Below are 14,747 nucleotides of genomic sequence, written 5' to 3'. Positions count from 1 at the left end.
CTCTTAAGCCCCTTAAATAACGTAGAGTCTTAGTCGCCAATAAGATAAACTATTTATCAAGGGGGAATGATCGAATGAGAAGAACGAAAAAGGTGTATGAGGAGATCAGATTAAAGGTAGTGCGGGAGGCTTTATCTGGTATTAAGATTGCAGTGCTAGGAAGAAAGTATGAATTACACCCAGAGACTATCCGTGGATGGATTAGAGATTATCAAGATGAAATAGGGGAAGATCAGATTCCAAGCACAGATGAACAAATCCAAGAACTGAAGAGACTGCAGGAAATTGAGGATAAATATCATAAAGCAATCAAAATCTTAGGTGAGAAAGAACTTGAGAACGAAATCTTGCGTGAACTAGTAAAAAAGCAGAACCCTGCTTATCTGAAAAATTTGAAATAGCTCATCGTTTCATTAAGCAGGGAAATCCAGCCACACTTGTTCTAAGGATCATAGGGTTAGCAGAGTCCACTTATTACGCACGAATTAAACGAGCCAAGCAACCTAAAGAACATAAACAAACCGCTCGTAAAGGCCGTCCCTGCCCGGGATACTCCTTGACAATTAGTGGCGTTCAAATAGACGATGAGCAAATTAAGAAATGGCTCTTGGAGCTCCTAGAGGGCGAAGAGCACATCTATGGTTATAGGTGCTTAGCTCAGTGCCTTAGGAACAAATATGGACTTAGTTTGAATCCTAAAAAGTGTTATCGCTTATGCAAAGAGCTGGAAATTCTTCAGCAGCAACGCAAGAAGAAAATCAATTATCCACGTAGATTGCCTGTGAATCGAATGGTTACAGGTTCGAACCAGCTATGGCAAATGGATATTAAGTATGGTCGCGTAGTAGCTAGAAACCGCTTCTTTTTCATTCTGAGCATCATCGATATATTTGATCGTGTAATCGTTGGTTACTATGTTGGCACAACTTGTGAAGCGAAACATGCCGTTCAAGTCTTAGGAAAGGCTCTACAGGATCGCATACAACCCGGCGAGCCGCTGCCAACCATACGTACTGACAACGGCCCACAGTTCGTGAGTGCACTCTTTGAAGATATGTGTACAGCTTGGGGCGTTGTACACGAGAGGATTCCTCCGAAAACCCCTGATTTGAATGCATATATTGAGTCATTCCATAGTTTGGTGGAGCGAAATCTATTTGCCATGGAGATATTTATGACACTAGAACAGGCTTATGAAGCTATGGATCGTTATATGGACTTTTACAACAATCGTAGATTGCATGGAAGTTTGAAGCGCATGCCGCCAGCGAAGTTTTCTAAATGGATTTTAGAGCAAGAAGATCGGACGAAATTCTACAGAGCCTTGTAAACAGATGAAATAATGAGCTTTGCTAACCAAACTGGTTTTTTAATAAGGTAGACTCCAGAATAAGGGGGCCTAACCGAATTTACATTCAAACGTTTAAAAACTTCAAATCTTGAACATTTGAATGTACAAAATACAGTCTAGACTAACGCAGTCTTGTATGGGCAAAAGAAAAACGACCTCTTTTTAATCAAAGAAGTCGCTCATTTCTCTCACTTTAATTTACGATTGTGCAATATTCTTCTCCATCATTGCATTACGTATGCCCCGATAGAAGTCGCTTTGCTCAGGCTTCACATCACGCACCATTTCATTCAGCTTAATCCCGAACTCAACAAAAGCATGTCCCTGCGCCGTAATGATATGATTGTGAATCACAACAGGCTCATACTTGAAATTCTCTTCTGTAAAACATCCCAAGAAATTTCGCTGTTCCTCGGCTAAAGTTACCGTATATGGGCGATTCTTCAACACATTAGCCTTAGCTAGCACATAGGCACCACTACAGATAGCTCCAATCACTTTCCCCCGCTCAGCAAATTGGGCAACCCACTCGAACAGCTCTTCTGCTTCTGCAATCGGTGCTAAATCACCGCCTGGAATTACTAATACATCGTAGTCATCGAGTACCCCTTGCTGTATTGTAAGGTCTGGCAATGTATTTAAACCTGACTCAGATCGACAAGGTTTATCTGTCATCGCCACCGTATGCAAATCATGAGTCGTCCTCAGCATCGCAATCGCAACCGATATTTCGAATTCACAATACCCCTCAAAAATAAACAATAAAGCCTTTGAGCGCGCCACTCTAATTCTCCTTTGTCTTATTTTCACTAACTCTTCATACTAATTACCATAATATAGCTTGCAACAGCCGGCAAACTGGATATAATTATTTTTAGATTATTCATATGAGGAGGGATAAGATGACTGTTCATAAGCTGGATTACACACAGTTTATTCTTATTCCTATTGCTAAACACTAAAGCGATTGTTGCTTTAGTGTTTTATTTTTTTAGGGGGGGAAACAGAATGTCGAGATACCGTAGAGTACTGATTAAACTTAGTGGCGGCGCTGTTGCAGGTGACAATGATTTTGGGTTCGATCCCGACAGGCTCGAGCATATTGCAAATGAAGTCCTGTCCGTCGTCAACATGGGGGTTCAGGTTGCCCTTGTCATTGGCGGGGGTAATATTTTCCGTGGGAACATGGGTGAGAATTGGGGAATAGCCAGAGCTGAGGCAGACAATATCGGCACGCTGGCAACCGTGATTAACAGTCTGATGCTAAGAGGCGCTCTCAACTCCAAAACCGACACCCAAGTACGCGTCATGACAGCGATTCCTGTATCTTCAGTTGCAGAACCGTACATCCGACTTAAAGCGATGAACCATCTGGATAAGGGATATATCGTCATTTTTGCGGGAGGCAATGGTCAGCCATTCGTTACAACGGATTATCCATCCGTACAAAGAGCGATTGAAGTGGAATGCGACTCCATTCTTGTTGCCAAGCAAGGAACGGATGGCGTCTACGATGGCGATCCTAAATACCATAAGCATGCGAGAAAATTCGATACGCTGCACTATAACGATGTGCTCCAACATGATTTAAGAGTAATGGATCAATCCGCCTTCATCCTAGCGCGCGATTACCAGATTCCGATTCATGTATTTAACTTTAACGAGCCAGGCTCGATGCAAAAAATAGTATCCGGCTCCAACATCGGCACCTTTATTAGCGAAAATTCTGAACTGAGGTATAGTAATCCATAGTCACTATCAGATATACTAGTCTCTAAAACTATCAAGAATGAGGTGGATGATGATGGAGATCTATCGCACTGAGCGATTAATCATTCGGAAGTGGCTAGAGACAGACAGCAAGGATTTATACGAATACGCAAGCAATGAATTAGTTGGCCCGAACGCTGGGTGGGCTCCACATCAGGATGAGGAAGAAAGCCTTGCCGTCCTTCAAATGTTCATTGAGAATGATGATGCCTATGCAGTTGTTCTCAAATCAGAGAATAAGGTGATCGGCAGTATCGGGTTGCATGATCGGAAACCTGATGACAATCTGGCAGACCTAGCCCAAGGAGAAATCGGTTATGTACTGAACCCTGCCTATTGGGGCCAAGGGATTATTCCTGAAGCGGTAAACGGATTAATTCAATATGGTTTTAACGAAGCTGATCTAGACCTGATCTGGTGCGGACACTTTGATTTTAATCATAACTCCAGACGAGTCGTTGAAAAATGTGGATTCACTTATCGATTCCAAAAGAATAGTCGATTGGAACGATTAAATAATCGAGAAGTAACAACCTTATACTACAATATAACCAAAGAAGAATTCGAAGCATCGAATCAGTGAAATAACAAGCGATTATAGCCCCGTTTAATGGGGTTTTTTTGTTTGGTTCCACTTACTCCATCACCGTATACCCGCTCCACTCCTCTGGCAAAAGTCTCTGGTACGATGCATGCAAATAGCGATCATCCACCAGAACAAGCAGACCTGTATCCTGCTCGGATCGAATTAAGCGTCCTCCTGCTTGCAGCACTTTATTCATTCCTGGGAACACATAAGCATAGTCATATCCGTTCTTGCCTGTACGATCATAGTACTGCTTCATGATATTGCGCTCGACTCCAAGCTGCGGCAAACCAACACCCACAACGACTACACCTGTAAGACGGTCCCCGACCAGATCGATGCCTTCTGAGAAAATACCACCCATGACTGCAAATCCGACGAATGTCTCTTGATTATCACTGCTAAAAGCAGCCAAGAATTGTTCCCGTTCCTCTTCTGTCATATTCACTTGCTGAATAATCGTAGATACACTTGTCCCTTCTTCTGTAAAGGATTCATACACAAGATTCATATAAGCATAGGAGGGAAAAAAGAATAGATAATTTCCTTTGCGCTTATGCACTAGTTCATGCAGCATTCGGGCTAGTGGTGCTTTCGTCAGTTCCCGATCTTGATAGCGCGTGGATAAAGGAACTACCGATACATCCAATTGTTCCTTCGCAAATGGCGTTGGTATGGACACCGTGTAGTCATCCGCACACGCACCAAGCATATCCCGATAGAAGGACATCGGCGATAATGTAGCAGAGAAATAAATATGGGATCGATACCCCTTGCCCATTTGCTGTAACAAGTAGGAAGGATCCAGACACAATAGCTTAAGCTGAACCTCATTTCGCGAATTCTCCGCATAAGTCACGTATCGCTCATCATACAGCTTGCTGATCCGAAGAAAGCTTTGTGCAGCAAAGTAAACCTCCAGCAGCAAGGCATTCACGCCACCTGAGATGACCAGTTCTTTCTCTGCATGCAGGACGAACTCCTCTATGAGTAGTACGAGCTGCTCAGGAATCTCCTTGGTCACATGATAGCTATCATTCATTTCTTTGCGCATGGCTATAAAATAGTCATTCACCACTTTGGCAGCTTTGGATAGTGCTGAATTAGATGTCTTGAACTCTCGCTGCATAGCAAGATAGTCCGATTTATTAATCGATGCAGAGAACATCTCTCTCGCACGATCAACGAGATTATGCGCTTCATCTACGAGAAGCACGGTTTGGCCCTTTTTCTCCGCATACATCCTCTTAAGAGAAATTCGAGGGTCGAACACATAGTTATAATCGCAAATTACCGTATCGGCTGCATAGGCAATATCGAGCGAGAATTCAAAAGGGCATACACGATGCTTGCGCGCATACTGCTCAATGGTTGGCCTAGTCATTAACGTCTCATTGGATAAAATATCGAGTACCGCCTCATTGATCCGATCATAATAACCATCAGCAAATTCACATGCATCCTTCTGGCATCTGACTTCTTCTTGAAAGCAAATTTTATCCTTGGCTGTTAAAGTTACAGCGTGAAGGTGAAGTCCCTTGGACTGCATCAAAACTAGCGCTTCTTCAGCAGAGGTTCGTGTAATCGTGCGTGCGGTCAGGTAAAATAATTGCTTCACCAAGCCCTGACCCATTGCTTTGATCGAAGGAAAGAGCGTCGAGATCGTTTTGCCGATACCTGTAGGGGCTTTGGCAAACAGCTTCATCCCCTCTTCTATCGTACGATATACGGCTCCAGCCATCATCCGCTGACCTGCCCGATAGTTATCAAAAGGAAAAGGGATCTCCTGCGCTGACTTGTCACGTAATTGTTTATGCTGTACAAGCATGGCAGCATAAGGCGCATACCGCATAATTACATCCGTAACGAAGCTAGCCAATTCTACCCGTGAATATTGCTCGACAAACCGTTTAGTCTCTTCCGTTTCAATCTGATAATAAGTCAGTTGTACCTTGATTTCACCCAGCCCGTTCGCTTCTGCATACATATAGGCATAACATTTGGCTTGCGCCCAGTGGACTGGATAGCGATCAGCGGTAATTTGCTCCATATCTAGCATGGTCGACTTGATCTCATCAATGGTCGTCATACCATCCTGCTCCAGAATTCCATCACAGCGTCCATCAATGACAAATAGGAGATCGCCATGCACGATCTCCGCTTTCACGTATACTTCCTTCTGATCTTGCTCCGAATACTGCTTCTGCACCTTCTGATGGGCCTTCGTCCCCTCTGTTAACGAGCTTGCTGAACGAAAGCCTGAATCGATGCTTCCGGCCAAATACACATATTCTACTAAAGATCGCACAGCGATCTGAACTTGACTTATCATTGAATCCCCCAAAGGATATGGATATCAGGAACATTTGTTCTTTCCATTGTAGCATATTTCCAGCAATCTTAAAGCATCAGAATATCTCTAACATCCTGCTCTGTTAATGTAGACAGTGTCTCCTGACCTGGCTGTATAATTTCCTCGATCAGATGCTTCTTTCGCTGCTGCAGCTCGTACATTTTATCCTCTACAGTCCCTTGCGCTACCAGACGAATCACCTGCACAACCTTCTTCTGCCCAATTCGATGTGCGCGGTCTGTCGCTTGCTGTTCAACTGCTGGATTCCACCATAAATCATATAAAATAACGGTATCAGCACCCGTCAGATTCAGCCCTGTACCACCGGCCTTTAGAGATACTAGGAACAGGTCGCGTTCTCCCTCATTGTAGCGATTGCACAGTTCTACGCGCTCTGCGACTGGGGTCTGTCCATCCAGATAAAAATGGGCAATCCCATGATCTCCAAGCTCACGGCTGATCAGCCCTAGCATTTGGGTAAATTGCGAGAAGATCAGCATCCGCTTGCCTGAACCACGGCATTCTTCAATGATCTCCATCAGCTGTTCAAATTTAGCAGAGCTTCCCTCATAATCTTCAACAAAAAGCGCGGGATGACAGCAGATCTGACGCAGCCTTGTGAGTCCAGCGAGAATTTTAATCCGATTCTTATTAAAAGTCTCCTGATCCAGATGCTTGAGCGTTTCTTGACGCAGTTTAGCTAAGTAGGCCGCATATAACCTCTTCTGCTCCGGCAATAATTCAGATGCTTGCAGCATCTCGATCTTATCTGGAAGCTCCTTCAGCACATCTGTCTTTAGCCTTCTGAGCAGGAATGGACGAATCCGTCTTGCAACTGCTTCACGGGGTAAATCGTTAAATGCTTGTCTGCCAGGAAATAATTTAGGAAATACAACGTTAACAATTGACCATAATTCCTCTAAAGAATTCTCAACAGGAGTTCCTGTTAGTGCGATCCGATGCTGGGCAGTTATTGCTTTTACGGATTGTGCCGTCTGCGTCGTATGGTTCTTAAAATACTGCGCCTCATCCAGAATAAGTGTATGGAAGGAATGCTCCACATAAAGCTCAATATCCCTACGAATCAGCGGGTAGGATGTAATGAGAACATCTACTTGCGATGAAGAAGCATCCTTAAGCAATCCACTTCGCTCGGATTTACTGCCATCTGCAATCTGCGCACGAATCTCAGGCGCGAATTTCCTCAGCTCATTGAGCCAATTGTATGTGAGGGAAGCAGGACAAATGATTAGCGCCGGCAAGCCCTGCTCTCTAATCTCAGGCAGAACGGAGACGAGCAGTGCGATGCTTTGCACTGTTTTGCCTAGACCCATATCATCTGCCAGAATACCGCCGAATCGGTAATGAGCCAACGTTTTGAGCCACTGATACCCTTCTTTTTGGTAATCTCGGAGTATAGTCGCTAACGTGCTCGGCACGGGAAAGTCAAGACGGTCAGGATTACGGATATTATCTAGCAGCTTGCGAAATGCTTTGCCTAGCTTAATCGTCTGACTATGCCGATCCGCATCAATCAAATGCAAGCCTCGAACGATTGGCACTCGAAATTCTGATCCATTTATTTCATCTTTACGAATCCCCATCTCATTCATAAAACGTATGATTTCCTGAAATTCATCACCCTCAAGGGGCATTAATGCTCCATTGGATAAACGGTGGTATCTGCGCTTCTCTTCTAATGATTTCAGCAGTTTGCGAATTTCCGATTCACCAATGCCATCCATTGTGAACGCAAAGTCTAACCAGTTCGTCCTTTCATCCACTTCTACGGTAATTTTAGGCGGTGTTAAGGAGGTAAACAGTTTTAATTTAACAGCAGTCGTTGCGTATACCTGTACCAGCTTCTCTAGATCAGGCAGAACATGATACAAAAACTCATATTCAGCGTCTTCATCATCCATGAAATAGCCACTTTCGGTCTTAGCAAAAGAGCCCTGCTCCATCAATTCAAGAATGCGTCTTTCCTTTTCTCCGTCCCTTAAAAGAATTTGACCATTATCACGACGATCGGCTTTTTCTTCTAATGGATTAATCACGATCTCTCCATATTGGAACTCTAGTCCCGCTAGCAAGCGATCCCTCACGCGATCCAGATACAATCTGGCCTTGAGCGGTGTTTGGATCATGCGATCTGTAATGGTTTGGGCAATCTGAACATGTCCAATCTTCATTAAATGCGGTACGACTTGATCCATGAACGGTTCTATTTGGTCAGGACGAATTTGAATTTGCGAACGATCCGAATTGTCCAGCATCTGCTTTAGTTCAGCGAGACGCTTACAATGCTCAGGCGTTATGGTGATCAGCTTGCCTTCATGCAGCACGGCTCCATAAAGCTCCATTATCGTGATACTCTCTAGCCCCTCTATATCAAGCTGATAGCTCGCAGATGAGGATTCATCAAATTCAAATTTTAGCGGGATTAAATCTCCAGAAAGCTGAATACCTTCATAGGTTCGACTCTCCTGTTCCAACTTAAGCGTCGGAGCCTGTACCAGCAAGGGAAGGAGTGTCTCCCATGCCGACGGTGGGATTAGCAGCATACGATCACCACCTACGCTGCTTGCCTGCTGTGCGTAATAATTCGCTAAGGTTTCCCGATGCATTTTCTCATTCAAATGAATCTGGATAAGCGCTTGAATGACAGCATCATTTTCTTGTATGAAGCTATGCTCGGCGGGAAGATAAGTGAAGTTTTTCGTAAAAGGATACATTTCCCTACGATGTATTTGTTCTAGAAGCTCTCTGATTTTCTGAACGACGTATACGCGCTTCGGTCCGATTCGCATCTCGATGCCGAACATAAATTTACGATAGCCATAGGAAACCGGTCTGCAAATAAACTCGACCTGAAGCGGAGTCCTGGTATCAAATCGGGTATGCAAGCTTGCTGGTCGCGCAGTTTGATCATGAAATAAACCTAAGATTTGGTCCGTTAACTGGGTATGGCTAGTTGTATGATTCATTGGTCTACGCGGAGACAAATGTAGTTGGGATTGTAGATGTTCATATTCACCGGACGTTCGATCCACGGGATATAGCAGAGATGGATAAGTACGTTGCCCAGACTCCTCAGCTTGTTCGCGAGCTTGAATAGCGATTAACACCGCTGCCACATGCTTGCAATAATACATACGACGATCATGGAGAGGCGAACATGTACATGCCGCTCCCACTTCCCCGTCTGATCCAACATCGATGGTCACTTCATATTCAGAAGTTTCTCTAACAATTGCATTATAGTGCCTTCTATCTGAATCATATTTGTCAAAAGACACTTTACCAGCCTCATGATAAGCTTCGCCACTGTCAAAAGCGTTAAAGCCGCATAACTGAGTAATCTTCCATTTGGTTATAAGAACGCTCATTTCACAAATCCTTTCAGCGACTAACTGATCATCTTACCTTACTACCCATCATAACAGATCAATGAATGTTGCAAAAAGCTCATCTACACCACAACCTAAATCTGTTGTTGAAAAACAGAAAAAAGCCGATTAAGACTGTATTGTTCCAGTTTTGGTCGGCTTTGTTGATGTGTTGGTTTCTTACTTAAGCTTGATTATGTAGTGAAACTAACTTGATTCTACGGCAGCGCTGGGTTCAACTTCTGAAATACTGTCGGTTTGGTTAGACGGAGTCTCTCCGATTGGTCGTAAGTGTCGAAGTCGCGTAACGACAAGGACGATGATAACAAGCATGATGGCGCCGCTAACTGCCGCAACGACGTGCATCCCGCTCGTAAAGGCTTCGCGTGCTCCATTGAGCAGTGTCTTGCCGACTTGTTCGGAGAGGCCTTCCGCTATAGCCGTGGCACCAGCCAAGCTGTCGCGGGAAGCAAGTACCGCGGACGCCGGCAAGTCGGCGGGAATAGAGTTCGCCACCTGGTTACGATAGACTACGGTGCCGATGCTACCCAAGACTGCGATGCCTAGTGCAAAAGCGAATTCGCCGCTGGTTTGCAGCATGGAGGCCGCCGATCCTGCTTTCTCTGGCGGGGCTGATCCGACAACAAGGTCGCTGGACAGGCTTGGGAGCGGTGCTGCACCTAGATTGAAGCAGATGTACCCGAGCACTAGAAATGTGAGACCTGACTGGGCTCCCACCTGGGTTATCAGAAAGCAACCCGCGGTCGATATCAGTAGCCCCGTTCCGATAAGACGGGCCGGTCGGATCTTGCGTGCGATTAGCGGTGAGAAAAACATACCGACCATCGAGCCAATTACCCCAGGGAGCATATACAACCCTGCCTGAAGTGGCGACATTCCTTGCACGAATTGGAGGTGCTGCGCGATAAAGAGCATGGTCGCTCCTGTCAGTGTAATACCGAACATACCCACCAGTGCTGCGCTGAAACCGGGACTCGCGAACAGTCTTAAATCGAGTAGAGGATTCGTCAGTCTACGTTGACGGGACACAAACACCGTGCCTAGGGCGAAACCCGCTAGTATTAACAGTGCAGGCATTATCTGCAGACCGGACTTGGCAATTTCCTTGAGGCCGTATATGATCGGCAGGATGGTGCCTAGAGATAACGCAACACTGGTCAAATCCAGTCGACCGGATTCGGGGTGCCGATACTCAGGCAGCAACATGGGTCCGGCTATTAGTAGTAGCAACATGACCGGCACGCCCAGAAGGAACACCGAGCCCCACCAGAAGTGATCTAGCATAATACCACCAACCACAGGCCCAAGCGCCATGCCGCCCATAGAGCACGTTAACCATATACCGATGGCAAAGGAGCGCTGCTTATGATCACGGAACATGTTGCTAATCAAGGCTAGAGTAGAAGGAGATACAGTCGCTCCGGCTATACCAAGTATTGCGCGGGCCGCAATGAGCATCTCAGCGTTTCTGGAGAATGCAGCCAATATCGAGGCTATCATAAATGCGCTCCCGCCGATCAACAACAGTTTGCGACGACCTATCCGATCTCCCAGTGTCCCCATGGTGATCAAGAAACCCGCGAGCATGAATCCATAGATGTCGATGATCCATAACTGCTGAGCGCTATCGGCACCGAGGTCGGCACCAATGTGCGGCAGCGCGAGAATCATTACCGAGAGATCAATCGAGACAAGAAGGGCGGGCAAAGCCAGTACCGCGAGCCCGATCCATTCACGCATGCCGGCCTTCATCTCATTTCCATATAATGCGTTCTTCATAGCCCTCACCCCTTCTCACTTCGTAGAGAGAAAAAAATCAGTCAAAACGGGAGCAAGGAAATCCGGAGCCACGCTATGATCCTGACCTTCCAGGATGTGGCACTTTGCATTGGGGAGTCTGTCCACGAGCGCTTTCACCGCATTTTGCTGGTACTCAGGACTTGTCCCTCCACCCACCACGAGCGTAGGAATCGAGACGGAAGACCACCGCCCGGCTGGCAATGGGTTGCCCGACATGGTGTCACCCATGATGGTGCCATCATAGACCAATGTGTGCGCTACATTTTCCATCGCCTGCCAGAATGGCGCGCTTTGCATCGGAGCAACGAAATCGGCAGGAACGCCTGCTGCCTTTGTCAAGAAATATTCGACTGCGTCGCCTCTGCGGCCCGACGTTGTCAGCTCTTCAAGCTGCTGTAAGTAACCCTTCGGCAGCGGAGGACGCGTATTGTCAACGACGAACGGTGGCTCGTACAATGCCAGCTTCGCGATAGCAAGCTTGCGAGCCGCTTCGAGGGCAAGGACTCCACCGGAAGACATGCCGAATACGAATGCCGATCCACCCGCCTCGTTGATGAGAGCTTCGATATCTTCGACTTCGCGCTCAACCGCGTACGGCGAAGTGTCGCCGCTATCCCCTCGACCCCGACGATCGTAGTTGAACATGGTAAAGTGGGGTGACAGAAGCGAAGCAAGTTGCGACATCATTGGATCCGAACGAGTTTGAAATGCAGCGCATACCAGAATGACCGCCGGTCCATTCCCGGATTTATCAAAAGCAATGGCGGTTCCGTCTTTCGAAATTACTTTGTTCATTGTACTTACCTCCTATGATTTGGAAATTACCGGTGTCCATATCATAAAACATTACGTTACGGAAGGTTCAAGTACTAAATGAAATTTTTTTAATATTTTCATGAAAATGGATGTTTTTATAGTAATAAACCCCCTACTTCACAAGAAGTAAGGGGTTTACTTGCTATTCTACTTGCTGCTATCCTAGCGCAACATCGAGTACCATCATAACGGTAAATCCAATGATGCAGCCGACAGTTGCCAGATCTGCGCTCCCTTTATCACCGGACTGCGCTTCTGGTATTAGCTCTTCAACGACAACGAATATCATCGCTCCAGCGGCAAAGGCAAGTGCATACGGTAGTATGGATTGCATTGAAACGACGAGCGCAGCGCCTATAACACCTGCAATCGGCTCCACAATGCCAGATGCCTGTCCGTACATAAAACTCTTCGTTCGAGATAAACCTTCTCGTCTAAGTGGAATTGATACAGCAGCTCCCTCTGGAAAGTTCTGTATGCCAATTCCAACTGCCACAACGATAGCTGATGCCAAAGTCGCTGTGTCTCCTGAGCTGGCTGCAGCACCAAAAGCAACGCCAACTGCCAAACCCTCTGGAATGTTATGCAGCGTAATGGATAACACCAGTAGTATACTTCGTCTCCATCTGGTAGGCACTCCTTCTGCTTGTCCTCTCGTAGCGTTCAAATGCATATGCGGAATGATTTTGTCCGCACTCCATAAGAAGCCCGCACCAGCGACAAAGCCGATTGCAGCAATTAGCCATGCAGGCAATGTTCTTCCTTCCGCCATTTCAATTGCTGGGGCAAGTAAGGACCAGAAGCTCGCTGCAATCATGACCCCGGCAGCAAACCCCAACATCGTATTTAATACCCTTTGATTTATTTCTTTAAAAAAGAATACGAGTGCGGCTCCTAGTGCTGTTAATCCCCATGTCCCTAACGTAGCTATAAGAGCGAGAAGGATCGGGTTTTGCATATTTAACCCATCTAAAGTCATGATTATTTCTCCATTTCGTCTACTTATCCTTATTATACACGGACCAGAAATGCGGTATGTCATATCTAATAAACAAAGAAAGTAGCCAAGAGGCTACCTTCTAATTATTTTTAAATAGAATTATTTCATGAACGCTTTCTCCATATGTTACCGAACACGACCAGAATAGGTGACAATAATGCAGCAGCAGCCAGCAGCGAGGCTCGAATCGATACTCGATTGCCTAGCCACCCTACTAATGGCCCCCCCGCTGTCTGACCGAGGGCATCCGATTGACTGACCATCGACAGAACGGTAGCACGTGTCTTACTTTCGACATTCATGTTTAACCACGTGTTGTAGATCGGGGATTGAATTATTCCTATCACTTTAATAGCTAGAACCGCAATGATTGCCCATGTAAAGTTAGGCGATAGAGCCAGTGTAACAATTGCTGCAATACGAGCACCCGTTAGAAAAAACATCGCTCTTGAGATCATTCGTTTGCTGCTCATGTCTATTCTTTTCTCGGTCCAACCAACTGCGAAAATCCCTATAATTGTGGATACCGCTGCAATGATCCCGAACCATACTGCCATTGAGAATGCAATCCCCTGAGGAAAACCGATTTCATTAATGAGAAAGGTCTCCTTAAGGCGGTCAAACCCTTCTGAGGCAGCACCACTGAACAAGGTAACAACGATTAAAATGAGCAATAATGGATTGCTTTGAACGACTTTGGCCCCCATTAGCCATGTCTTTCCCATTGCTTTAAGTGGTGAGGTATTAGCTTCATGTTCCTGCTTAACGAACTTCGTCTCTTTCATAAATAGAATTAAGAAGACACCCAGTGCAAGATGCATGAATCCACCCATAATATAAGGTAAATTAGGTGCAACAATCGATAATCCCACACTAATTCCGATCCCAAGGAGAGTACCGATGAGTGCTATTTGCTTTGTACGCATAAAAATAGGACCCGCTTGATCTTCGCCAACCTCATCTACCATCCATGCCGAATCGGAACCACTGACAAACGTCCAGCCGATCCCGAACATTACTTGTGAAATAAGCAGCCAGATGAACGCAGGGATTAATGTACTCCATTCCGTAATCCACAGAATACTTCCTTCTAAAGTAAAGGCGACGCCAAGGATAAACATCCCAATAATAACCGACAGTCGTCTGCTATACGTATCTGCAACGACCCCTGTTATCCCTTCAAAAATCAATACCGTTAATTCGAGAACCGTGCCAACAAGTACGAGCTCAAGCGGGTTTAGCCCGAGCTTTGTCACATAATAAATCGCATACGTCGTAAACATCGTGCTATTCGCAAGGGAAAGTACAAACATCATGATGATGTAAATTTGCGACGCACTTATATTTTTCTTCAAAACTATGTCCACCCTTCATGGTAGACGACGATTCATCACTTCTAGCTAAGCAGTTGCTTTCATTTACCTACTAGCGCATTAAGCGCGTATCGCTCTACCATCTCTTTTATTGTTCTTTGCATTTAAGTTACATTGGTAGATAACTGACATTGCGAACACCTCCTGATATTTGGTTACCATTATATAGAAGATAAGTTCTTTAGGGAAGTTATATTTGTTATACATAATTTTCGTAACCAAGTTAAATATGACAGACACCTGTCAAGTTAACTATCGTAATTTATTCTTATTAAGGAGGGATCACAT

Annotated in this window: 11 protein-coding genes; 4 read left to right on the top strand and 7 right to left on the bottom strand. The window is 45.5% G+C overall.

Annotation, left to right across the window (positions count from 1 at the left end):
* Positions 1–74 precede the first annotated feature (74 nt).
* On the top strand, positions 75–401 hold the full coding sequence (locus tag E0485_RS09280; protein WP_132417163.1) for a helix-turn-helix domain-containing protein: 327 nt from the start codon (positions 75–77) through the stop codon (positions 399–401).
* Positions 398–1,330, top strand: a complete 933-nt coding sequence (locus tag E0485_RS09275; protein WP_132417162.1) for an IS3 family transposase — start codon at positions 398–400, stop codon at positions 1,328–1,330. Before E0485_RS09280 ends, E0485_RS09275 begins: the two co-directional genes overlap by 4 nt.
* Before the next feature lie 219 nt (positions 1,331–1,549).
* On the opposite strand, the gene E0485_RS09270 is transcribed toward E0485_RS09275, so the two are convergent.
* Entirely contained in the window at positions 1,550–2,134 is a 585-nt protein-coding gene (locus tag E0485_RS09270) for a DJ-1/PfpI family protein (protein ID WP_165921134.1), read from the bottom strand.
* Between the two features lie 225 nt (positions 2,135–2,359).
* On the opposite strand from E0485_RS09270, the gene pyrH reads away from it, so the two are divergent.
* Both pyrH and E0485_RS09260 read left to right on the top strand, forming a co-directional pair.
* Positions 2,360–3,103 carry a UMP kinase gene (gene pyrH, locus E0485_RS09265; RefSeq protein ID WP_132417735.1) on the top strand — a complete coding sequence of 248 codons (744 nt, stop codon included), beginning with the start codon at positions 2,360–2,362 and terminating at the stop codon, positions 3,101–3,103.
* 52 nt (positions 3,104–3,155) lie between these two features.
* Entirely contained in the window at positions 3,156–3,704 is a 549-nt protein-coding gene (locus E0485_RS09260; RefSeq protein WP_132417755.1) for a GNAT family N-acetyltransferase, read from the top strand.
* A 52-nt stretch (positions 3,705–3,756) separates the two neighbouring features.
* On the opposite strand, the gene E0485_RS09255 is transcribed toward E0485_RS09260, so the two are convergent.
* The 6 genes from E0485_RS09255 to E0485_RS09230 all read right to left on the bottom strand — a co-directional run bounded on the left by E0485_RS09255 (position 3,757) and on the right by E0485_RS09230 (position 14,441).
* Entirely contained in the window at positions 3,757–6,039 is a 2,283-nt protein-coding gene (locus E0485_RS09255; protein ID WP_132417734.1) for an ATP-dependent DNA helicase, read from the bottom strand.
* A gap of 68 nt (positions 6,040–6,107) precedes the next feature.
* A complete protein-coding gene (locus tag E0485_RS09250) occupies positions 6,108–9,449 on the bottom strand; it encodes a DEAD/DEAH box helicase (RefSeq protein ID WP_132417733.1) in 3,342 nt (1,113 codons plus the stop codon).
* 207 nt (positions 9,450–9,656) lie between these two features.
* A complete protein-coding gene (locus tag E0485_RS09245) occupies positions 9,657–11,249 on the bottom strand; it encodes an MFS transporter (RefSeq protein ID WP_132417732.1) in 1,593 nt (530 codons plus the stop codon).
* A 15-nt stretch (positions 11,250–11,264) separates the two neighbouring features.
* The gene (locus E0485_RS09240) at positions 11,265–12,065 is read right to left on the bottom strand and encodes an alpha/beta fold hydrolase (protein WP_132417731.1); all 801 of its coding nucleotides are present in this window, start codon (positions 12,063–12,065) and stop codon (positions 11,265–11,267) included.
* A gap of 178 nt (positions 12,066–12,243) precedes the next feature.
* Positions 12,244–13,065: a ZIP family metal transporter gene (locus tag E0485_RS09235; protein WP_132417730.1), complete on the bottom strand. Its 822-nt coding sequence runs from the start codon at positions 13,063–13,065 to the stop codon at positions 12,244–12,246.
* A 125-nt stretch (positions 13,066–13,190) separates the two neighbouring features.
* Entirely contained in the window at positions 13,191–14,441 is a 1,251-nt protein-coding gene (locus E0485_RS09230) for an MFS transporter (RefSeq protein ID WP_328591289.1), read from the bottom strand.
* Between the last annotated feature and the right edge of the window lie 306 nt (positions 14,442–14,747).

It is taken from the genome of Paenibacillus albiflavus, from assembly GCF_004344915.1.
Classification (GTDB): domain Bacteria; phylum Bacillota; class Bacilli; order Paenibacillales; family NBRC-103111; genus Paenibacillus_AM; species Paenibacillus_AM albiflavus.
The sequence above is the reverse complement of the archived record's forward strand: the minus strand, read 5'-3'. Positions and strand labels throughout refer to the sequence as shown.